The 20,983-nt window shown below is 69.3% G+C and carries 19 protein-coding genes; 10 read left to right on the top strand and 9 right to left on the bottom strand.

The window, feature by feature from the left end:
• Nucleotides 1-37: 37 nt before the first annotated feature.
• Together ACQP2T_RS21450 and ACQP2T_RS21445 are read right to left on the bottom strand one after the other, a co-directional pair.
• Nucleotides 38-379: an ATP-binding protein gene (locus ACQP2T_RS21450; protein ID WP_433517882.1), complete on the bottom strand. Its 342-nt coding sequence runs from the start codon at nt 377-379 to the stop codon at nt 38-40.
• Nucleotides 358-639, bottom strand: a complete 282-nt coding sequence (locus ACQP2T_RS21445) for a DUF5999 family protein (RefSeq protein WP_433517881.1) — start codon at nt 637-639, stop codon at nt 358-360. The genes ACQP2T_RS21450 and ACQP2T_RS21445 overlap by 22 nt, the downstream gene beginning before the upstream one ends.
• 207 nt (nt 640-846) lie before the next feature.
• Between ACQP2T_RS21445 and ACQP2T_RS21440 the strand changes: the two genes are divergently transcribed.
• The 9 genes from ACQP2T_RS21440 to ACQP2T_RS21400 all read left to right on the top strand — a co-directional run bounded on the left by ACQP2T_RS21440 (nt 847) and on the right by ACQP2T_RS21400 (nt 12,648).
• A complete protein-coding gene (locus tag ACQP2T_RS21440) occupies nt 847-1,089 on the top strand; it encodes a hypothetical protein (protein ID WP_433517880.1) in 243 nt (80 codons plus the stop codon).
• A gap of 279 nt (nt 1,090-1,368) precedes the next feature.
• Nucleotides 1,369-2,232 carry an amidohydrolase family protein gene (locus ACQP2T_RS21435; protein WP_433517879.1) on the top strand — a complete coding sequence of 288 codons (864 nt, stop codon included), beginning with the start codon at nt 1,369-1,371 and terminating at the stop codon, nt 2,230-2,232.
• A gap of 266 nt (nt 2,233-2,498) precedes the next feature.
• Entirely contained in the window at nt 2,499-3,707 is a 1,209-nt protein-coding gene (locus ACQP2T_RS21430; RefSeq protein WP_433517878.1) for an NAD(P)/FAD-dependent oxidoreductase, read from the top strand.
• Complete coding sequence (locus ACQP2T_RS21425; protein ID WP_433517877.1) at nt 3,704-6,847, top strand: non-ribosomal peptide synthetase; 3,144 nt, start codon at nt 3,704-3,706, stop codon at nt 6,845-6,847. The genes ACQP2T_RS21430 and ACQP2T_RS21425 overlap by 4 nt, the downstream gene beginning before the upstream one ends.
• Before the next feature lies 1 nt (nt 6,848).
• On the top strand, nt 6,849-7,832 hold the full coding sequence (locus ACQP2T_RS21420; protein ID WP_433517876.1) for an aldo/keto reductase: 984 nt from the start codon (nt 6,849-6,851) through the stop codon (nt 7,830-7,832).
• Nucleotides 7,829-8,542, top strand: a complete 714-nt coding sequence (locus tag ACQP2T_RS21415) for a hypothetical protein (protein ID WP_433517875.1) — start codon at nt 7,829-7,831, stop codon at nt 8,540-8,542. The genes ACQP2T_RS21420 and ACQP2T_RS21415 overlap by 4 nt, the downstream gene beginning before the upstream one ends.
• Before the next feature lie 12 nt (nt 8,543-8,554).
• The gene (locus ACQP2T_RS21410; protein ID WP_433517874.1) at nt 8,555-9,403 is read left to right on the top strand and encodes a family 3 encapsulin nanocompartment shell protein; all 849 of its coding nucleotides are present in this window, start codon (nt 8,555-8,557) and stop codon (nt 9,401-9,403) included.
• A 289-nt stretch (nt 9,404-9,692) separates the two neighbouring features.
• On the top strand, nt 9,693-11,240 hold the full coding sequence (locus tag ACQP2T_RS21405) for an AMP-binding protein (protein ID WP_433517873.1): 1,548 nt from the start codon (nt 9,693-9,695) through the stop codon (nt 11,238-11,240).
• Between the two features lies 1 nt (nt 11,241).
• Nucleotides 11,242-12,648, top strand: coding sequence for a DHA2 family efflux MFS transporter permease subunit (locus ACQP2T_RS21400; RefSeq protein WP_433517872.1), 1,407 nt, complete (start codon nt 11,242-11,244; stop codon nt 12,646-12,648).
• A gap of 111 nt (nt 12,649-12,759) precedes the next feature.
• Here the strand turns inward: ACQP2T_RS21400 and ACQP2T_RS21395 are convergent, their stop codons facing one another.
• Nucleotides 12,760-13,554, bottom strand: coding sequence for a carbon-nitrogen hydrolase family protein (locus ACQP2T_RS21395; RefSeq protein ID WP_433517871.1), 795 nt, complete (start codon nt 13,552-13,554; stop codon nt 12,760-12,762).
• 10 nt (nt 13,555-13,564) lie between these two features.
• Nucleotides 13,565-14,314: an HpcH/HpaI aldolase family protein gene (locus ACQP2T_RS21390; protein WP_433517870.1), complete on the bottom strand. Its 750-nt coding sequence runs from the start codon at nt 14,312-14,314 to the stop codon at nt 13,565-13,567.
• A gap of 41 nt (nt 14,315-14,355) precedes the next feature.
• Between ACQP2T_RS21390 and ACQP2T_RS21385 the strand changes: the two genes are divergently transcribed.
• A complete protein-coding gene (locus ACQP2T_RS21385; protein ID WP_433517869.1) occupies nt 14,356-15,054 on the top strand; it encodes a GntR family transcriptional regulator in 699 nt (232 codons plus the stop codon).
• A gap of 20 nt (nt 15,055-15,074) precedes the next feature.
• Here ACQP2T_RS21385 and ACQP2T_RS21380 read toward each other — a convergent pair whose 3' ends face one another.
• From ACQP2T_RS21380 to ACQP2T_RS21360, 5 genes are read right to left on the bottom strand one after another with little or no spacing between them, the layout of a single operon-like run.
• Complete coding sequence (locus ACQP2T_RS21380; RefSeq protein ID WP_433517868.1) at nt 15,075-16,721, bottom strand: ABC transporter ATP-binding protein; 1,647 nt, start codon at nt 16,719-16,721, stop codon at nt 15,075-15,077.
• Nucleotides 16,722-16,747: 26 nt separating this feature from the next.
• Entirely contained in the window at nt 16,748-17,545 is a 798-nt protein-coding gene (locus tag ACQP2T_RS21375) for a creatininase family protein (protein ID WP_433517867.1), read from the bottom strand.
• 30 nt (nt 17,546-17,575) lie between these two features.
• Nucleotides 17,576-18,445 (bottom strand): ABC transporter permease, encoded by an 870-nt coding sequence (locus ACQP2T_RS21370; protein ID WP_357951287.1) that lies wholly within the window; start codon nt 18,443-18,445, stop codon nt 17,576-17,578.
• Between the two features lie 2 nt (nt 18,446-18,447).
• Nucleotides 18,448-19,392, bottom strand: a complete 945-nt coding sequence (locus ACQP2T_RS21365; RefSeq protein WP_433517866.1) for an ABC transporter permease — start codon at nt 19,390-19,392, stop codon at nt 18,448-18,450.
• Entirely contained in the window at nt 19,389-20,981 is a 1,593-nt protein-coding gene (locus ACQP2T_RS21360; RefSeq protein WP_433517865.1) for an ABC transporter substrate-binding protein, read from the bottom strand. Before ACQP2T_RS21360 ends, ACQP2T_RS21365 begins: the two co-directional genes overlap by 4 nt.
• Nucleotides 20,982-20,983 lie beyond the last annotated feature (2 nt).

The following is a 20,983-nucleotide window of genomic DNA, read 5'->3' as shown; positions in this document are numbered from 1 at the left end:
GTAACCTTTCCGGATCGTGGGCGAGTGGGCCCGGGTTTCAGCACTGGGGCGCGCCGACAGGCAGTTCGCACCAGACGACCTTTCCCCGATGGGTACGGATGCTTCCCCAGCAACACGACAGTGTGTCGACCAGGTTCAGACCGTGCCCCCTCTCCTCGTCCGGGCGGGGCGTACGCACCTGAGGCAGTTCGGGATTCGTGTCCTCGACCTCGAAGCGCAGCAACCCGTCCTCAGCGGAGAGGCTGAGATCGACGGTCCCTTTCACGTATTTCAACGCGTTGGTGACCAACTCGCTGACCAGCAGTTCGGCGACCTCACCCTGGCCGTCGAAGCCCCATTGGGACAGCAGCGCACGTGTCAGGTGGCGTGCCTTGGGCACCGAGCCGAGCTGGTGCGGGAGCCTCCATGAGGCGACCCGCCGCGTGTCGGCTGAACAGTCGTTCTCGACCCTGGCCGCGAACCTGTGTCGCTCATGTGCACCATCCCCTTGCGACGCAGACCCCATCCCTGCTCCAAGCAGTAGGTGACGAAAGACTTCGCCTCGCGGTCGGGAACGAGGGGGGGTGGACTTGGAGGGCTGATGCTTGTACATGGCTCGCAGCCTCGATCCTCACTTTCGGCGGGGTACTTTGGCCACAAGCCTCCCTCACACCTCGCGATGACGAGAGGTGAGAAATCCCCATACGACTACCTATTTCGACTACGTAGGTAGTCCCCGGGACACCTACCTACTCGACCGGCTGATCATGCCCAACCGGTAGCGTCCTGTAGTCGTACAGTTACGTTAGGTAGTTTTAGCTGATGGGCATCGGTGCAGAGGGTCCACTCCTGATCGAAAGGAAGCCGATGCGCATCCCCTCCCTCGCGGCGTCATCACTGGCCCTCGCGGCGCCGCTTGCCACCGGCGCCCCCGCACTCACGGCCATACCCGCCCATGCCGCCGCGGCACGCTCGTGCGTGCCCGCCTCCCTCCAGGCCGCCCCCGTTCACGCGGCGGTCGCGCCGGTCTACTTCGAGACGCAGACCGCGGAGCGCGCCGAGCCGTTCGTCTTCCAGCTCGGGCTGGTCCGCGAGGTCCCCGCTCCCTGAGAACCCAAGAGCCACTCCCCGCACCACCGAAGCCTCCGCGGTCACGCCCGCGGAGGCTTCGGTGTGAACGGGGCCCTCAGCTTGTTCGTCCTCGACGCGCTCACCCCGGCACTGCGACGCACCGACGCCCACACCCTCCTGATTGGATTCGTTCGGCAGAAACTTGACCATGGTCACGGAAGCGCCTTACGTTCGAGCGGTGAATCTCACAGGGAAATCAGCCGTCGCCGGTCGTACCGACTCCCGGTACGAGGACCCGGGAACCTCCGGACGCCCGGCATGAACGTCGACGAGCTCGTCGCGATCGACGTCCACACGCACGCCGAGGTGTCCAAGGACGGCCACGGCTCGCTGAGTCCGGAGCTGTTCGGCGCGTCGGCGGAGTACTTCAAGGGGCACGCGCGGCCGAGCATCCCCGAGATCGCCGCCTACTACCGCGAGCGGAAGATGGCCGCGGTCGTGTTCACCGTGGACGCCGAGCACGCCACAGGTCACCCGCGCATCTCCAACGAGGAGGTGGCGGCGAGCTGCGCCGAGCACGCCGACGTGCTGATCCCGTTCGGCAGCGTGGACCCGTGGAAGGGGCGGGCGGGCGCCCGTGAGGCGCGCAGACTCGTCGAGGAGTACGGCGTGCGCGGCTTCAAGTTCCACCCCAGCATCCAGGGCTTCGCGCCGAACGACCCGATGGCCTACCCCCTCTATGAGGTCATCGAGGAGCTCGGGGTGCCCGCGCTGTTCCACACCGGGCAGACCGGCATCGGCGCGCGAGTGCCGGGCGGGGGCGGGATCCGGCTGAAGTACGGCAATCCGATGCTGGTCGACGACGTCGCCGTGGACTTCCCCGAGCTGCGGATCATCCTGGCCCACCCGTCTTTCCCCTGGCAGGACGAGGCGCTCGCGATGGCCACGCACAAGCCGTACGTCTACATCGATCTGTCCGGATGGTCGCCGAAGTACTTCCCCCCGCAACTCGTCCACTACGCGAACACGCTGCTCAAGGAGAAGGCGCTCTTCGGCTCCGACTACCCGGTGATCACCCCCGACCGCTGGCTGGCCGACTTCGCCAAGCTCGACATCAAGCCCGAGGTCCGTCCGATGATCCTCAAGGACAACGCCGTGGGCCTGCTCGGGCTCCGTCCATGACCCCTGATCATGGGCGCCTCTAAATCACATTAAAGACGGCCATATATACAAAAAGGCGACATGATGCCTTTTTGACCTGTTTATCATCATTAAGTCAGAGCCGGTTTCGGACAGGCCAGCTCTCCGCCCAGCATCGGTCCTAATTTTCTGACCTGCCATTTTCCGAAGACGCTTCAGGACGCTTATATTCCCGCCGGTTCTATACCAGAAGTTAGGAAGCCCAGAAAATATTGCGGGTGCGGCCCGAAATATGATCGGTTACGAGCGTGAGAAATTTTCTCATCGTGGGCGGCGGGGTGGCCGGCGCGAGCGCGGGATACTTCCTCGCCGAGTTCGGCACCGTGACGCTGCTGGAGATGGAGCACGCTCCCGGCTACCACGCGACCGGACGGTCGGCCGCGCTCTTCTCCGAGTACTTCGGCAACCCGGCCGTACGAGCGCTCACCACGGCGAGCCGGTCGTTCCTCACCACGCCACCGCCCGGTTTCGCGGACGGTCCGCTGCTGGCCCCGCGCGGCGTGCTGACGCTGTGTCCCGTGGGCGCGGAGGAGCAGTTCGCCGAGATGCTGGCCGACGGGCTGTCGGCCCCGACCCCGGTCCGTGAGATCGACCACGACGAGGTACACCGGCTCTGCCCGATCGTGCGGTCCGGCTGGTACAGCCGCGCCATGCTGAAACCAGGGGCCATGGACATCGACGTTGACGCGCTCCACCAGGGCTTTCTCCGCGGCATTCGGGCGCGCGGCGGCCAGGTGATCACGTCGGCGCGGGTGCGGAGCCTGTCCTGGCGGGACGGGCTCTGGCACGCGGCGGCCGACGCGGGCGAGTTCGCCGCGCCGATCGTGGTCAACGCGGCCGGGGCGTGGGCGGACGAGGTGGCCGGGCTCGCCGGGATCCGGTCCATCGGCCTGCGACCGCTACGGCGCACCGCCTTCCTCACCGACCTGCCCGAAGACGTGGGCCTGCCCGAAGACATCGATCTGCCTCAAGGCGTCGGTCTGCCCCAAAGCCTCAGCTCGGCCCGGTGGCCGATGGTGACCGACGTGGCGGACACCTTCTACTTCAAGCCCGAGTCGGGACGCCTGCTCGTCTCACCCGCCGACGCGACCCCGATGCCGCCCGGTGACGTCCGTCCCGACGACCTCGACGTCGCGATCGGCGTGGAGCGATTACAGCGGGCCACCACGTTGGAGATCCGCAGCGTCCGGCACGCGTGGGCCGGCCTGCGCAGCGTGGTGGCGGACGACACGCCCGTGGTCGGCGAGGCCCCGGACGCGCCGGGCTTCGTCTGGCTGGCCGCGCTCGGCGGTTACGGCGTGCAGACCGCGCCCGCCGTCGGCCGGATCGCCGCCGCGGCGGCGACGCGCACCCCGCTGGACGGCGCGTACGACCACCTCTCACCGGAACGCACTCATCTGGAACGGCATGGAACGCCTACGAGTAAGGCGGCATTCCTAACGGAGAGGTGGAAATGACCGGACAGCCGACCGGCAACGACCAGGAAGGGTCCCAGGGGCAGCAAGCAGCCCCTTCCCAGTTATCGATCGAATCCCAGAGCTTCGCCGGCCGAGCGGTCGACTTCGGGGGGTTCCGCCCGATCTCCGCGCTGATCGAGGAGCAGACCGACCGCCATCCCGAGCGCCCGGCGGTGTCGTTCGAGGGCCGGATGCTCACCTATCGGCGACTGGACGAGCTGGTGAACGGCCTGGCGGCCACACTGACCGGGCACGGCGTGGGCAAGGGCGACGTGGTCGCGGTCCTGCTGGTCAACTCCCTGGAACTGCCCATCACCTATCTGGCGCTGATGAAGCTGGGCGCGGCGTTCGTACCACTGGACCCCTCGTGGCCGGAGGACCGGATCCGCGGCACCTTCGGGGTGCTGCCGGGCGGGCCGATCCTGTGCGCCACCGCGGACGCGCTGCCACGGGAGTTACGGCACCGCGCGGTCACCGTCGAGGTCGACCGGATCGTCCCGTCGCCCCGGCGCCCGGCGGTGCCCGTGGGCCCCGATGATCTGATCTACGGCTATTTCACCTCGGGCACCACGGGCACGCCGAAGTGCGCGATGAACCGGCACGCGGGGCTGACCAACCGGTTTCGCTTCATGACGCGCTACTTCGCCGCGACGGGCGCGGACGTCGTCCTGCAGAACAGCAGGCACACCTCCGACTCCTCGCTCTGGCAGCTGTTCTGGCCGCTGACCACGGGCGGTCACACCGTGCTGCCCGTACAGGAGGAGTTCCTCAACCTGCGGCACACCATCGACCTGATCGCCGCGTACGGCATCACGACCGCGGACTTCGTCTCCAGCGTCTTCAACGCGCTGGTGGCCATCGTGGACAGCGACGAGCAGGCGCTCCGGAAGCTGTCGTCGCTGCGGCGGCTCGTCGTCGGCAGCGAGGCGGTCAACCCGCGCGCGGTGCACCGGCTGATGGCGCTGCTCCCGGGCCTGCGGGTGACCAACGGTTATGGGCCGACGGAGGCGTCCATCGGGATGGTCTTCCATCCCGTGTCCGAGGCGGACGGGGACACGATTCCGCTGGGCCGCCCGATCGACAACTGCTATGCCGTGGTGGTCGACGACGACCTGCGGCCGGTGCCGCCCGGCACCACCGGCGAGCTGGCCATCGGCGGCGAGTGCCTCGGCGAGGGGTACTTGGGTGATGCGGCGGCCACCGCCAAGGCGTTCGTCCCCAACCCGTTCCCGGAGGTCATCCCCGGCCCCCGGCTCTACCTCACCGGCGATCTCGGTCATCTGGACCACGAGGGCCGGTTGTTCTTCTCCGGTCGCAAGGACTTCCAGGTCAAGATCCGCGGCGTCCGGATCGAGCTGGGCGAGATCGAGGTGGCCGCCGAGAGTTGCCCGGGGGTCCGGCAGGCGGAGGTCCTGGTGGCCGAGCAGCGCGGGACGAAGGCGCTGGCGCTGTTCGCCTCCGGCACCGGTCTCACCGAGGCCGCGCTCGGTGAGCACCTGCGCCGCACCCTGCCCAGGACCAGCATGCCCCGCTACTTCTTCCTGCTGCCGGAGATGCCGCTGAACGACAACGGCAAGGTCGACCGGGGGCGGCTCCAGGCGGTCCTCGACGGCAGGCTGGCCGAGGACACCGCCCGGCTGGCCGAGAGCGCGCCGACCACGAACCTGGCCGACCAGGTCCTGCGGGCGCTGCGCTCGGCGCTAGGCCGGCCCGGCCTGACGGGCGACGCGCACTTCGCGGAGGCGGGCGGCGACTCCATCCAGGCCCTGTCCGTCGTGCACATGATCACCGCGGAGTGCGGTGTGCGGGTCGACGTCAAGGATCTGTACGACCACCCGACCGCGAACGAGCTGACGCCCCTGATCGAGGCCCGGCGGCGCGACGGCGTGGCCATCGAGGACGAGTCCGTGCTCATGGCCCACGACTCGACGGTGCCGGAGGGCGAGCCCATCCGGCCCGCCGACCGGTCGGGCAGGCTGCGGACCGTGCTGGTCACCGGGGCGACCGGCTTCGTCGGCAGCCGCCTGGTCCATGAGCTGCTGGCCCGTACGGACCTGCGGGTTCGCTGCCTCGCGCGGGCCGCCGACGACACCGGCGCGACCGCGCGGGTCGTCGGGGCGCTCCTGGAGCGGGGGCTGTGGGAGCCGCGGTTCGCCGACCGGCTGGAGGGGTACGCGGGCGACCTGGCGTTACCGGGCCTCGGGCTGACCGCCCGGACCTGGGAGCACCTGGCACGCACGTGTGACCTGGTGCTCCACAACGGCGCGCTGGTGAACTTCCTGTTCGACTATCGCGCCCATCGTCAGGTCAACGTGCGCGGCACCATCGAGCTCGTACGGCTCGCGATGGCCTACCGGCCCGTGCCGATGCACTATGTCTCGACGCTCGGGGCGCTCCAGGACGAGGCCCTCCGGCACGACGACCGCCTGCCGGAGGACTACGAACCTTCCCTCGCCAGGACGCCCACCGGCGGATACGGCCGGTCCAAGTGGATCGCCGAACGCTACCTCGCCGAGGCCCGGCGCCGGGGCGCGCTGGTCACCATTCTGCGGCTCGGCGAGGTGATGCCGGCCGCCGACAACGGATATCCGAATCCGGTGGCCTTCACCCATCTGCTGCTGTCGGCCTTCCTGCGGCTGGGCGTCATGCCCGAGGTCGCCACGCGCTCCGACTACACCCCGGTCGACTATGTGGCGGCCCGCGTGGCGGCGGCGGTGTGCGACGACGGCGCCTGGGGCCGTACGCTGCACGTCTTCCGTCCGGAGAGCGTCAGCTTCGACGACGTCCTGCCGCGCGCCGGCGCGGTCATCGCGCCGATCCCGTGCGGGGACTTCGTGACGCTGGTCCGCGAGGCGGGCCGGGCCACCGCCGATCGCGAGCTGGCCGCGCTCGCGTCCCTCCTGCCCGCTCCGGAGGGCACGGGCGAGGACGGGTTGAAGCGGGCCTTCGCCGGCCTGCTGACCGACAATCCCGCGCTGTTCCGCAAGGACGAATGCCGCCGGCTGGAGCAGCGCCGGCAGCTCGACGACGGCGGCCTGGACGGCTCGATCACCGCGTACCACGCCCGGCTGGCGAGCGGGAGCGGGGACGGCCGCGCGGTGAAGGGACGCCCGCTGATCACCACGCGACAGAGAGGCTAGGATGCGACACCGCAAGATGGGGAACCTCGGCTGGGCGGTCAGCGAGGTCGGATACGGCATGTGGGGCATCGGCGGCGGCCCTGGCAACTTCACCGGGTGGGACTACGACGTCGCCCCGCGCTGCCTCGACGAGGCCGTGGCGCTGGGCTGCGACTTCTTCGACACGGCCTGGGTGTACGGCCGAGGCGTCAGCGAGCAGATGCTCGGCGCGCTGCTGCGCCGCCATCCCGACCGGAAGCTGTACGTCGCCACGAAGATCCCCCCGAAGAACCGCGAATGGCCGCCGGGACCGGACGACACCCTCGACGACGCCTACCCCGCCGACCACATCAGGGAGTACACCCATCGCAGCCTGGACAACCTCGGGGTGTCGCGCATCGACCTGATGCAGTTCCACACCTGGGAGGACCGGTGGGCGGCCGACGAACGCTGGCAGGAGGCGATCACCGACCTCAAGCGTGAGGGGGTCATCGACGCGGTCGGCATCAGCGTCAACCGGTGGGAACCGGCCAACTGCTTCGCCGCGCTCGACACCGGCCTCATCGACGTCATCCAGGTGATCTACAACATCTTCGACCAGGCGCCCGAGGACGAGCTGTTCGACCGCGCGCTGCGCGACGGCATCGGGATCATCGCCCGCGTACCGTTCGACGAAGGCACCCTCACCGGCACGCTGAGCGCCGACAGCACCTGGCCGGAGGAGGACTGGCGCAGCACGTACTTCTGCGCGGAGAACCTCGGGCCGAGCGTCGAGCGGGCCGAGCGCCTCAAGGCGGCCCTCCCCGAGGGCACCTCGCTGCCCGAGCTCGCCCTGCGGTTCATCCTCAACCACCCGGCGGTCAGCACGGTGATCCCGGGCATGCGCAAACCCGCCCACGTACGGGCGAACTTCTCGGTCAGCGACGGCCGGCCGCTCGACGACGCGCTGCTCCAGGAGCTCCGCCGGCACCGCTGGGACCGCGTCCCGGCCTGGTGGTCCGGGTGAACCCGCTGATCGTCATGTGGGCGCACTCCCGCTCGGCCTCGACGGCGTTCCTGCGCATGATGATCGAGCGCGGCGACGTGACCGTGCTGCACGAGCCGTTCCTCGCCCTGACCGAGGAGGGCGCGGTGCCGCTCCCAGACCGCCACGCCATGGCCCGATCGGAAAAGGAGCTCCTCATCGGCCTCAGGGAGCTGGCCCGCGTGCGGCCGGTGTTCGTCAAGGAGGTGCTCGACTACGACTACGGCTACCTCTTCGACCATCCCGAGGAGCTCTCCGGGATCGTCCACACCTTCATCGTCCGCGATCCCAAGCCGACCATCAGCTCGCACTACGCGATCAAACCGGCGGTGACCCGCGCGGAGATCGGCTACGAACGGCTGTACCGGCTGTTCGAGCTGGCCTGGTCGGCGACCGGGCGCAGGCCGCTCGTCATCCGCACGGAGCGACTGGTCGCGGAGCCGGCGAAGGTGGCCGAGGTCTTCTGCGCGTACGCCGGTCTGCCGTTTCTCGCGCACGCGCTCACCTGGGACTCCGGAGAGCGGCCCGAGTGGCGGCGGACCCGACGGTGGCATCTCGACGCGATCGGCAGCGCCGGCTTCGAGGACCGCCGCAACACCTACCCGGACACCGTCGACAACCACTCCGCCCTGAGGGCCTTCTACGACCACCATCTGCCCTTCTACCAGCGGCTCATCCAGCACGACTTCTGACCGGGAGGCCCCATGTCAACGGACACCGCCCCAGCCCCCACCACCGTGAAGCAATCTCCGGGCCAGGCGTTCGCGCGGGCGTTCGCGGCCGACCCCGGCCGCGCCGAGGTGACCTTCGACTACACCATCACCGAGGCACACGAGCCGACCAAGGACAGACCACGCCTGACCGTACGCAACCTGCTCAAGGTCCGCCCCACCGACGACATCGCCCGGTTCTGGACGGAGTCCCGGCCCACACCGGAAGAGCAGAAGGCGGTGCGCGGCTCCGACGTCCGCCGCGAGGCGGCCTTCAGGTTCGGCATGGGCGAGGCGGGGGTGCACCCGATCCGGGCGTGGGTGCAGATCCCCGACGGGCTGGCCGACGACCCGGACGCGCTGGCCACCTTCCTCGACTACCGATTACTGGTACGGCTCGCCACCGCCGAGAACCTGGCCCTGACCAACGCCCTGCTCGACCACCCGGAGATCGCCCGGCTCCCCTACGACACCGACTACGTCACCGGAGTCCTGACGGCCTGCGACGAGGTCGAGCAGTCGGGTGCCACCCCGCACGCGATGATCATCAACCCGAACGACTACTACCACCGGCTCGTCGGCCGCGACGGCCTGCTGGCCGACCTGGCGGCGGGCAACGGCATGAAGATCAGCCGCAACCGGTGGATCAGCCCGGGGTCCGCCCTCGTCGGCGACATCTCGGTGGCGGCCAGGCTCCTGGACGCCCGCCACTCGGTCATCCGGGTGGCGGAACCGCCGCCCGGGACGTTCGCCCGGCCTGGGGTGGCTGTGTGCGCGGAGGTGTACGAGGGGGTGGCGGTCCATCTTCCGGCGCTGTTCTACCTCGTCACCCCTGCCTTGTGACCATGACCGTCGCGGTTCCTGTGACGGTCCATGGTGGCTGGGGTCCCTTGGGAGATACCCCCTCCGGGGGAGTGGAAGAAGTCGGTCCGTGGTGGCTGGGGTCCTTTTGGAGGGATACCCCCTCCGGGGGACGGAGGATAAACCGTAGGCGATGAATTGCGGTAAATGCCGTACTTTGAATTTCGGGCAGATCACTGGAAGGCGGGCGAGCGTGACGGACACACATGAGGAATATCGGCGCAACGGTTGGTGGCGAAGCGCGACTTTCCTGGATGACCTTCGCCATCATGTGACGGAATTTCCCGACAAGCCAGCACTCATCAGTCGGCGCGTCGCCGATGGCCAAACCGACGTCGTCAGCTACGCCGAGCTCGACCGGCTGACCGACCGGATCGCCCACGGCCTGATCCGGCTGGGCGTACGGCCGGGAGACTACATCGCCGTCCAGTTACCCAACCGCCGCGAGATGCTGCCGCTGACGCTGGCCTGTATCAAGGTCGGCGCGCGTATCGCGCCGCAGTTCCCCATCTACCGGCATCGCGAGCTCGACTTCATGATCCGGCTGACCGAGGCACGCCTCTTCATCACCGTGAACCAGCTCGGCGACCTGCCCACGGCCGAGACCGCGATGACGCTCGCGAGCGAGATCCCGACCCTGGAGCACGTGGTCATCCTCGGCGGCGAGGGCCCGCCCGGGTCCATCGGGTTCGAAGAACACCTCCTCGACCCGGAACCCGGTGATCCAGCGGAGCTGGCCGGGCGCGCGCTGGGTCCGGACGATCCGTTCCTCATCCTGTTCACCTCGGGGACGACCGGAGAGCCCAAAGGCGCGCTGCACAGCCAGAACACCCTGCATGCCGCCATCCGCGGCTACGGGGACGCGTACGGCCTGGACGACAGCCTGGTCATCATGACGGCGCAGACCTCCATGCACTATGTGGGCCTGGTGATGACGTACCTGCAGGCGTTGATGCTGGGCGGCACCGCCGTCACGGCCGACCTCTGGAACCCCGGCGTCTACCTCGACCTCATGGCCGAGCACGGCGTCACGATGTATTACGGCACGCCGCCCTTCGCCCGGGAGATCAGCGAGGAGCAGAAGGCCAACCCGCGGCAGATCCCCAGTCTGCGGATCTTCGTGTCCGGCTCGGCGCCCGTCCCGCCGCACCTGGTGGAGCAGGTGAGCGAGATCCTCGGAGTACGGGTGTACGCGCTGTGGGGCATGACCGAGAACGGCGGCGTCACCATGACCCGGCCCGAAGACCCGCCGGAGCGGGCGGGCGAGAGCGACGGCACCGTCGTGGCCGGCATGGAGGCGCGCATCGTCGACGAGGAGAATCAGCCGGTCCCGGCCGGCGAGATCGGCGCGTTGCAGGTACGCGGCGCGGCCCAATGCCTCGGCTACTACCGGCGCGACGAGATCTACGCCAAATCGGTCACGCCGGACGGCTGGTTCGACACCGGCGACCTGGCCCGCGACGACGGCTACGGCGGCGTGCGCATCTCCGGCCGGACCAAGGACGTCATCATCGCGAACATGTGTCTCAAGCTGCCGGTCAGCGACATCGAGGCACTGCTCGGCCGGCACCCCGCCGTCCGCGACATCGCGCTCATCGGCATCCCGGACCCGAAGCTGGTCGAGCTGGTGTGCGCCGTCGTGACGCCGGCGGGTGAGCCGCCCACGCTGGAGGACCTGCGAACCCACCTGGAGGATGCCGGCGTGAACAGCTGGTTCTGGCCCGAGCGCCTCGAACTCGTCGAGGCGATGCCACGGACCCTCACCGGCAAGATCCGAAAGGTCGAACTCCGGGAGCGGTTCGGCGCGGCGTCGAGCTGAGGTGCGCGGATCTCGCGTGCTCCCGCTGGCGGTGCTGTGCGGGAGCGCCTTCCTCGGTGCGATCGACGTACAGCTGGCGAACATCGCGTTCCCCGACATGCTCCGGAGCTTCCCGAGCAGCGGGCTGCCCGAACTGTCGTGGGTGTTCAACGGCTACGCGATCACCTTCACGGCGGCGCTGCTGCCGGCGGGCGGCCTGGCCGACCGGTTCGGCTATCGGCGGGTGTTCCTCGCCGGGCTGACGGTGTTCGTGGTCGGCGCGGCCCTGTGCGCGGTCGCTCCCTCGGCCGGCATCCTGATCGCGGCCAGAGTGGTGCAGGGCGTGGGCGGTGGCGTGATCACTCCGCTGACGCTCGCGCTGATCCTGCCGTACTACCCGCCGGAACGGCGGGGCACGGCGATCGGTCTGTGGAGCGCGACGCAGTCGGTGGCGACCGCATCCGGGCCGTCGCTCGGCGGCTTTCTGGTCGCCGTCTGGGACTGGCGCACGGTGTTCTTCCTCCACCTGCCGGTCGGGCTGGTCGTGCTGTTCGGCGCGTGGCGGACACTGGCGCGGACGCCGCCGTCCGCCCCGTCACGGATGCCGGACATCCTCGGCCTGCTTCTGCTGGTGGCGGCCATCGGCCTGCCTTCGCTGGCCATCGTGCAGAGCGACGCGTGGGGGCCGGGCAGCCCGGGTACGATCCTGGCCCTCGTCGCCGGTGTCCTCGTCGGCGTGGTCTTCGTCCGGCGGGCGCGTTCGCATCCCGCTCCCATCGTGGACCTGAAGATCCTCCGGGCACGGGGCACCCAGCGGGCCAACCTCGCGATGTTCCTGCTCGGGCTGGTGATGTTCGCCCTTCCGCTGGCCAACATCCTGTTCCTGACCAAGATCTGGGGGTACTCCGAGGCCCAGGCGGGGCTCGCCGTCACTCCGGGCGCGGTCGTGCAGGTCCTCACCGCGCCGCTCACCGGTCGGCTGGCGGCGAAGACCGGGCACCGCAGGCTGGCGTTGGGCGGGGTGGTGCTGCTCTCGCTCGCCACCGGCTACCTGGCGGTCGCGGCCGGGGGCGATCAGGCGTACCTCACGGTGATCCTGCCCGCGGTCGTCACCACCGGGATGGGCATCGCCGTGCTGGTCAACGCGCTCAGCGGTGCCGCCGTCGCCGAGATTCCGCCCGCCCGGCTGGCCACCGGCACCGCCATGTCCGTCACCTCGCGCGCCTGTGGGGCGGTCATCGGCGTCTCCGCGCTCGTACTGGTGCTGTCGGGGGATCGCCTCGGCTCGACCGTCGCGTACCACGGTGTTTGGGCGACCATGCTCGGGCTCTGCGCCCTCATCGCCGTCGCCGCCTCGGGGCTGCGCAGCCCCGAGGCACCCGCCACGGCGGACGCCGGCCGGCACGAGCCCGGCTCGAAGACGCCGTGACGGACACCGTCCGTCACGGCGGGAGACGTCCGTCAGGGCGGGCGGCGTCCGTCACGGCGGGCGGCGTCCTCAGGCGCTGTCCCTCAAGTGCCGGTCCTCGGGTGCCGGTCCTCAGGCGGGGACGACCTCGAAGCGGCGGTTGGTGAGGCTGGGGTTCTTGGCGCGTACGGTCTTGACCCGCTCCGCGCCGATGACCGCGGACGCCACTCCCGGAGCCTCGCCCGCCGAGGCCGCTATCTGGCCCATCGGGTCCACGACGGAGCTGTGGCCGGTGTAGTTCGAGCCGGTCTGCCCGCAGGCGATGACGTAGGCGGTGTTCTCGATCGCGCGGGCGCGGGCCAGCGTGATCCAGTGGTCCTCCTTGGCGGGCCCGGCGACCCACGCGGCGGGTACGACGAGCGCCTCGGCCCCGGCGTCGACCAGGAACCGGGCCATCTCGGGGAAGCGGAGGTCGTAGCAGGTCATGACGCCGAAGGTCAGATCGCCCAGGGTGAAGATCAGCGGCTCGGGCTTGTGCGCCTGGACCCGGTCGGACTCGCGGTAGCCGAAGGCGTCATAGAGGTGGACCTTGCGGTAGACACCCACGAGGTCGCCACCGGAGTCCACGGCGATCACGGTGTTGCTCGGCTTGCCGGACCCTCCGGTCGGCGCCTCGGTCATGCCGGCGACGACGGCGATGCCGTGCTTCTTCGCCAGCGCGCCGATCGTGGTCGCGAAGGGGCCGTCAAGGGGTTCGGTCTCCGAGACGATGTCGGCCGTGACGTCCGAGTTGGAGTACATGGCGTTCTCCGGCAGGACGATGAGCTGGGAGCCCTGGGCCGCCGCCTGCTCGATCAGTGCGGTGGCCGCTTCGAGGTTGGCGGGCTTGTCGGTGGTGGCGCCGAACTGGCCGACGGTGACGAGCATGCTGTGTCTCCTAACGATTGCGGGTGAGTTCGCGGGTCTGGTCGAGAGCGGCCCGGAAACCGGCCATGATGGCGCCGTGCTCCATGGTCAGGACGAGTTGGTCGGCGCCGTTCTCCAGCGCGAACGCCTTCTCCTGCGCCGACCACGCGGGCAGCACCCAGGGCTTGCCGGCGGCGCGGGCCGCGTCCGCCACGATCTTGAGGTCGGCGAAGTCGCCTTCCGACCGGCTGTAGGCGCCGCGCTCCCGGCGCAGCGACAGGTCACTGGGGCCGACGAAGACGCCGTCGACCGTGGGGAGCGCGAGGATGTCGGCGATCTGCTCCAGGGCACCGGCGTCCTCGATCATGGGGTAGACGCGGGTCTCGCGGTCCTGCCGGGCGGTCCACTCGTCGTCGAAGCCGCCATAGCGGGTCGTACGGCCGCCCGCGAAACTCCGGTCGCCCAGCGGCGGGAACTTACCGAACCCGCAGATGGCGGCCGCGTGCGCGACACCCTCGATGTGGGGCACGACGACGGCGGTGGCGCCGAAGTCGAGGGCCTGCTGGATCGGGCCCCGCTCCGGTCCCAGGACCTTGGCCAGCACCTCCAGGTCGAGAGCACGCAGGAACGGGATATAGCGTTCCAGATCGGCCAGATCGAACGAGCCGTGTTCGATGTCGAGGACCACCGCCCCGTAACCCAGGTCCGCCACGATCTCGGCCGCGGCGAAGCTCGGACCGGACAGCCAGGCGGCATATCTCCGGTCTTGCTGGTCCTGCAATGGATACTCCTAACGGAAATTGGTATACGCTGTGTATACACATGAACGTGGGGGGTGGCATGGATTGGGAACCGGACAGGGTCCCGGCGACGACGGCCGGTGAGCGTGCTTACCGGTGGACGAGGGAGGCGATCCTCGGCGGCCGGTTTCCTGAGGGTTCCTTCCTGGAGGAGAAGCTGGTCTGCGACGAGGCCGGCGTGTCGCGGACTCCCGTCCGGGAGGCGTTCCACCGTCTGGCGGCCGAGAAGTACATCGACCTGCAGCCCAGGCGAGGCGCCCAGGTGCGGAGCGTGACGGCCGGCGAGCTGTTCGAGACCTACGAGATGCGGCAGGTGCTCGAGATCCACGGTTTCCGGATCCTGTGCGAGACGAAGACCGACATCCCGACGGGCCTGTCCGCGCACCTGGACCTGATGGAGGAGCCCTCGACGCTGGCGCGGTGCCGGGCCGGCGACCGCGACGCGATCGCCGAGCACGCGAAGATGGATTTCTTCTTCCACTATTCGTTTGTGAAGGCGACGGGCAACACCGTCCTGACCGACCTGTTCACCAGCCTCCAGCCGCGCCACCAGCGGATCGGGGTCAGCGCGATCTCGCTGCGGCCCAACCGGCTGGCGGTCATCGGCCCGGAGCACCGCGCCCTGCTCGCGGCGCTGACCGAGCACGACTTCGAGGCCGCCGAACGTACGCTGCGCAACCATCTGCGCCCCGACGAGTCGGTGGTCTCCCGCCTGAAGTGAACACCCGATAGACAGCTCGATCACTTCGCCATGGCCCGCCACAGCTCGCGGCGCTCGGCCTGCTCGGCGGGATCGGGCACCGGCGCCGCCGCGACGAGCCGCTTGGTGTAGTCGGTCCGCGGCTGGTTCAGCACCTCGCGAGCCGGCCCGTGCTCGACCAGCCGCCCGTGTTGCAGGACGGCGACATCGTGCGCGAGCAGTTCGACGACCCCGAGGTCGTGGCTGATGAACAGGCAGGAGAAGCCGAGCCGGTCCTGCAACTCCTGGAACAACCGCAGCACGGTGGCCTGCACCGACACATCCAGCGCCGAGGTGGGCTCGTCGGCGATGAGCAACTCGGGCTCCAGCGCCAGCGCGCGGGCGATCCCGACGCGCTGCCGCTGACCGCCCGACAGCTCGTGCGGGAACCGGTCGGCCCAGCTCTTGGGCAGCTCCACCTGCTCCAGCAGGTCCAGCACCCGCTCGCGTACGGCGGCGCGACCGGCGTACCGATTGATGATCATCGGTGCCGCGATCGAGTCGCCGATCGACCGGCGCGGGTCGAGCGAGGAGCCCGGATCCTGGAAGACCATCGAGTACGTCCGGCGGAAGTCGCGCAATTGCCCGGCTTTGAGCCCTGTCACCTCGCGCCCGCAGATCTCGATCGCGCCCGCCGAGGCCCGCGCCAGCCCGACGATCGCCCGGCCGATCGTGGACTTGCCCGAGCCGGACTCCCCCACGAGACCGAGGACCTTCCCCTTCTCGATGGCGAAGCTGACGCCGTGCACCGCTTTGAAGCCCTTGCGGCCGAGCCGTCCGGGGTACTCGACCTCGAGATCGGTGACCCGCAGCGTCATGCCATCGGCGGGCTCGGCCGTGGCGCGGGCCGATTCCGCCTGCCCGCGCCGGGGCACCGCGGCCAGCAGCTTGCGGGTGTACTCGTGGCGGGGGTCGGCGAACAGCCGGGCGACGGGTGCCTCCTCCACGACCTCGCCCTGCTTCATCACCACGACCCGGTCGGCCAGGTCGGCGACCACTCCCATGTCGTGGGTGATGACGATGACCGCCGAGCCGAGGTCCTTCTGCAGACGGCGCAGGAGCTCCAGGATCTCCGCCTGCACGGTGACGTCGAGGGCGGTGGTCGGCTCGTCGGCGATGATGACCTCCGGCGAGCCGCAGATCGCCATGGCGATCATCGCGCGCTGCCGCTGACCGCCGGACAGCTGGTGCGGGTAGCTGTCGATCCGCGACTCCGGCTCCGGGATGCCGACCTTGCGCAGCAGTTCCAGGGTCCGCGACCGGGCCTCGGCGACGGGCAGGCGCTCGTGGCACAGGATCGCCTCGATGATCTGCTCGCCGATGGTGTAGACGGGGTTCAGCGCGGTCATCGGCTCCTGAAAGATCATCGCGATCCGCTTGCCCCGGATGGCGCGCAGCGGCTCCTCGCCGAGGCCGATCAGCTCGGTGTCGCCGAACCGGATGCTCCCGCGGCGCCGCGCGTTCGGCGCCAGCAGCCCGAGCACCGACATCGAGCTGACGGACTTGCCCGAGCCGGACTCCCCGACCAGCGCCACCACCTCGCCCTTGGCGACCGAGAAGCTGACGTCTTTCACCGCGGCGGTCCATTCGCCCGCGATCTGGAAATCCACCGAGAGCTGCTCGACCGAGAGGATCGTGTCGGTTGTCATGTGTCTCCCCAAACGCTCATGCAGGGCTACTCGGCCTTGGTGTTGCGGTCGTACTCCTGGATGTAGGCGGAGCAGAAACCGATGACCCGCTCGATCCAGATCTCGCCGATCTTGGCGTCGCCGAGGCTCACGTCGCCGGTGCATCCGGTCTCGCTCACCTCGGAGAAGTCCCAGAAGACGGTCCCGCGTACGGTCTGACCGGGGATCGCCGTCTCCAGGTAGCTCGTCGGCGTCCAGCCGCTGCCGGACGCCAGCCCTCCCGGGGCGGCCAGCTCACTGCGCACCTGCTCGGGGAACATCGCGAGCATCGCGGAGTGCTCGGGCTCGGCGCCGTGTCCGTACGCCGTGGTGGCGTCCTCGTACACGTCGCGCATGAGCGCGTAGCCGAGCTGCCACGGGTACAGGTGCCCGATCAGCACGCCAAGGTCGCGGCGCGCGTCGAGGGCGGCGCCGGTGACGGGCCCGACGTTGCCGCCGTTGTTGTCCACGATGATGATGCGCCGGAATCCGGACTGGACCAGCGCCTCGATGATCTCGTACGTGACGTTGCGCAGGGTCGCCTGACTCAGGGAGAGGTTGCCGGCGTAGCCGCGGAAGGTGCCGGAGTGCCCGTAGTGGAGGGCCGGGGCGACATAGCACCCGTTCTCCGCCGCCAGCTTGTCGGCGACCCATTCGGCCACGATGGAGTCCTCGTGGATGGGCAGGTGCGGGCCGTGCTGCTCGACGGCGCCGATCGGCAGCAGGATGATCGGGTCCCGTTCCGCCAGCTCCTTGACCTGGGTCCAGGAGAGCTCACCGAGCCTGTGGGTGGAAGGGAGGGTCATGTGGTGGTTCCTTTCGGTTGGTGCCACGTCTCAGCTGGTGCCACGGCGGCGCGGGTCGAGCAGGTCACGCAGGCCGTCCCCGAAGACGTTGAGGGCGAGGACGACGAGGATGATGAGCACGGACGGGTAGATCAGCAGCGTCGGCTGGACCTCCAGGAAGTCGCGGCCCGAGCCGACCATCGTGCCCAGCGAGGGCAGGGGCGGCTGCGCGCCGAGGCCGAGGAAGCTCAGGCCGGCCTCCATCTGGATGGCGAAGCTGACCGACAGGCTGAGCTGGACGATGATGGGCGCGGCCACGTTCGGCAGGATCGTCCCGGCCAGGATGCCGGCCGGTTTGGCGCCCATGATCTTTGAGGCTTCGACGTACTCCAGGTTCCTGATGGACAGCACCTGGGTGTACACGATCCTGGTGAATCTCGGGATGTACAGGACGCCGATCACCAGGACGACGTTCACCAGGGCCGGCCCCAGGATCGCCACCACCGCGATGGCCAGCACGATCGGGGGGAAGCTCAGCAGGACGTCGATGCCGCGCATGATGATCGTCGAGACCCAGCGGCCGACGTACCCGGCCACCAGTCCGAGCGCGACGCCGATGACCGCCGCCACCAGGACCGCCGACAGCGCCACCCCGAGGGAGACCCGCAGCCCGATCAGCAGGCGGGACAGCACGTCGCGGCCGAAGTCGTCGATGCCCAGCGCCGCGCCGGAGGTCAGCGGCTTGCCGACGATGTCGCGGTAATCGTACGGGGCAAGGAACGGGGCGAACACCGCGACGAGCGCGACCAGCAGCAGGAAGGCGCCCGCGACGGACGTCCTGCGGTTGGCCAGCAGCCGCCGCAGGAAGGTCTTCCTGTCGGCGCTCGTGATCGCCGGTGCGCCTGACAGCACAGTGGCCATGATCAGTTGTCCTCCGCCCGGGGGTCGAGTGCCCTGACGACCAGGTCTCCGACCAGGTTGACCAGGATGACGATGGTGGCCGCGGCGAGGACGACGGCCTGGATGACGGGGTAGTCGCGCTGCCCCACGGCGTTCATGAGCAGGGAGCTCATCCCCGGCCAGCCGAAGATGGTCTCCACCAGGACCGTGCTGCCGATCAGCGTCGTCAGCTCCACCGTCGTCACGGAGACCACGGACAGCATCGCCGTACGCAGGGCGTGCCGGTTGATGACGCGTTTCTCCACCAGCCCTTTGGCGCGGGCCGTACGGACGTAGTCGGCGTTGAGGGTCTCCAGCATGGACGCCCTGGTCATCCGGGTGACCACGGCGCACGAGGCCGCCGTCAGCGTGACCACCGGCAGGATGAGGATGTGCAGGTGCGTGAGGGGATCTTCGAACGGTGAGGCGAAGCGCGCCGGCGGCAGGATCGGAATGAGGATGGCGAACACCAGCAACAGCAGGGTGCCGACCACGAAGACGGGCAGGGAGATGCCGAAGATGGACCCGGCGACCAGCACGTGGTCGGCCGGCTTGTCGGCGCGGGTGGCGGCCATCCGGCCCAGGACGATGCCGACCACCAGGGAGACGGCCAGCGCGATCAGGACCAGTTCCAGCGAGTTGCCGATGCGGGAGGGCAGGTCCTGCATCACCGGGCGCCCGCTGATCAGCGAGGTGCCGAGATCGCCCTGGAACAGCCGCGCCCAGAAGCCGATGAACTGCCCGAAGAAGGGTTCGTCGAGGTGCATCGCCAGCCGCGTCTGGGCGATCTGCTGCTCGGTGGCCGCCTCGCCCAGCACCGCCTTGGCGGGATCGCCCGGGATGAGGCGTACCAGGAAGAAGACGATGGTGCCGACGAGGAGCAACTGCAGGATCGCCTGCGCGAACCGCTTGGCCAGGAATCGCCTCACGCCGTCTTCTCCATCCAGGTCCGGCGCAGGGCCGTGGCGGTCCAGGCGCCCTTCGGCGGGTGCTCGTAACCCTTGACGTAGGTGTAGTGAGCCTCGCCCTGCTCGCGGCGGACGGTGTAGGTCATCGGAACCAGCTCCAGCGCCCGCTTCTCGATGTCGAGGTAGATCTCGTCGCGCAGGCTCTGTTCCGAGGTCTTTCGTCCCTGGGCGAGCAGCTCGTCGATCTTGTCGTCGGCGAAGTCGAGGTACTTGGCGAAGGTGCCCGTACTGCCGATGAAGTCGCCCAGCGACGCGGGGTCGCCGAACTTCGGCGCCGTCCCCCAGGAGTGGACGGGGAAGACCTTGTCGGTCACGCTGGCCCGGAAGGTCAGCCATTCCTGCTGCGTGAGGTTCACGTTCAGGCCGGCCGCGCGCAGGCCCGGCAGCATCGCCTGGGCGGGCCGGGCGATGACCGAGTACGAGCTGGTGGTGACCACCGGCAGGGTCAGGCCCTCCTGCCCGGCCTGTTTCAGCAGGAACCTGGCCTGTTCAGGGTCGTACGGGATGGTGCCGTCGAGTCCGCGCGCGTACGGAGCGAACGTCTCCGACATCAGGGCGCCGTCCATCGGCCTGCCGTGCCCGAGCAGCGCGGTGTCCAGGACCGACTGCCGGTTGATCGACATGGCGATCGCCTTGCGGACCCGCACGTCGTCGAAGGGCTTCCTGCTGGTCACGAACCCGACGAAGCCGAAACCGAAGGTCTTGTCCGAGGCGAAGCGCAGCCGGGGGTTCTCGGAGATGACGCCGACGTGGGTGGCCGGGACATAGTCGATCATGTCCACGGTCGCCGTGCGCAGGGCCATCACGCGGGCGTAGTCGTCGCTCATCGGCTGGAAGACGATGCCGTTGAGGTACGGGAGGCCGGACTCGAAGTAGTGCTCGAACCGGACGAAGGTGGTGCTCACTCCGGGGATGCGCTCCACGAACCGGAACGGGCCGGTGCCCATGACCTGCGTCTTGGTGTTCGCCCCCGCCTCGATCCACTTCTTGGAGACGATGTTGGTGGTGGGCGCGGCCAGCGCGAAGGGGAAGGCCACGTCGGGCTGCTTCAGGGTGAAGGTCACGGTCGTGGCGTCGGGCGCCTCGACGGAGGTGACCTGTGTGAGCAGCGGACCCGATGCCGCCGCGGTCTCCTTGTCCATCATGCGGCGGAAGGAGAAGACCACGTCCTCGGCCGTCATCGGGGAGCCGTCGTGGAAGGTGACTCCTGAGCGGAGCTTGACCTTGTAGGTCAGCTCGTCGGCCCAGCCGAACTCGGTCGCGAGGTCCCCGACGATCTCTCCGGCGCCGTTGTACTGCACCAGCCCGTTGTAGGCGAGTTGGCGCAGGTAGTCGGAGGCGCTGCCGGTGCTGAGATGCGGGTCGAGGTTGGCCGGGTCCGTGGAGAGACCGAAGTACAGGATGCCGCCCCGGCTCGGGCCACCGTTACCGGCGCGGACCACCTGCATGGATTCGGGCAAGGTCGTGGGATTGCCGCAGGCCGCCAGGGTGGTGGTACCCAGCGCGGCGGCACTGCCTGCGAGAAAGGTCCGCCTGCTGATTACTGCCATGA

Origin of the sequence: Nonomuraea sp. CA-143628 (genome assembly GCF_050942315.1) — a bacterium.
Taxonomy (GTDB): domain Bacteria; phylum Actinomycetota; class Actinomycetes; order Streptosporangiales; family Streptosporangiaceae; genus Nonomuraea.
Note: the sequence above shows the minus strand (reverse complement) of the source record. Positions and strands in the feature narration are given on the sequence as shown.

What these genes read in the sequence shown, in the direction of transcription:
- ACQP2T_RS21440 (WP_433517880.1), top strand. Translation starts at nt 847, where the DNA reads ATGCGCATCCCCTCCCTCGCGGCGTCATCACTGGCCCTCGCGGCGCCG.
- ACQP2T_RS21435 (WP_433517879.1), top strand. Translation starts at nt 1,369, where the DNA reads ATGAACGTCGACGAGCTCGTCGCGATCGACGTCCACACGCACGCCGAG.
- ACQP2T_RS21425 (WP_433517877.1), top strand. Translation starts at nt 3,704, where the DNA reads ATGACCGGACAGCCGACCGGCAACGACCAGGAAGGGTCCCAGGGGCAG.
- ACQP2T_RS21420 (WP_433517876.1), top strand. Translation starts at nt 6,849, where the DNA reads ATGCGACACCGCAAGATGGGGAACCTCGGCTGGGCGGTCAGCGAGGTC.
- ACQP2T_RS21410 (WP_433517874.1), top strand. Translation starts at nt 8,555, where the DNA reads ATGTCAACGGACACCGCCCCAGCCCCCACCACCGTGAAGCAATCTCCG.
- ACQP2T_RS21395 (WP_433517871.1), bottom strand. Translation starts at nt 13,554, where the DNA reads ATGCTCGTCACCGTCGGCCAGTTCGGCGCCACCACCGACAAGCCCGCC.
- ACQP2T_RS21385 (WP_433517869.1), top strand. Translation starts at nt 14,356, where the DNA reads ATGAACGTGGGGGGTGGCATGGATTGGGAACCGGACAGGGTCCCGGCG.
- ACQP2T_RS21380 (WP_433517868.1), bottom strand. Translation starts at nt 16,721, where the DNA reads ATGACAACCGACACGATCCTCTCGGTCGAGCAGCTCTCGGTGGATTTC.
- ACQP2T_RS21375 (WP_433517867.1), bottom strand. Translation starts at nt 17,545, where the DNA reads ATGACCCTCCCTTCCACCCACAGGCTCGGTGAGCTCTCCTGGACCCAG.
- ACQP2T_RS21370 (WP_357951287.1), bottom strand. Translation starts at nt 18,445, where the DNA reads ATGGCCACTGTGCTGTCAGGCGCACCGGCGATCACGAGCGCCGACAGG.
- ACQP2T_RS21360 (WP_433517865.1), bottom strand. Translation starts at nt 20,981, where the DNA reads ATGGCAGTAATCAGCAGGCGGACCTTTCTCGCAGGCAGTGCCGCCGCG.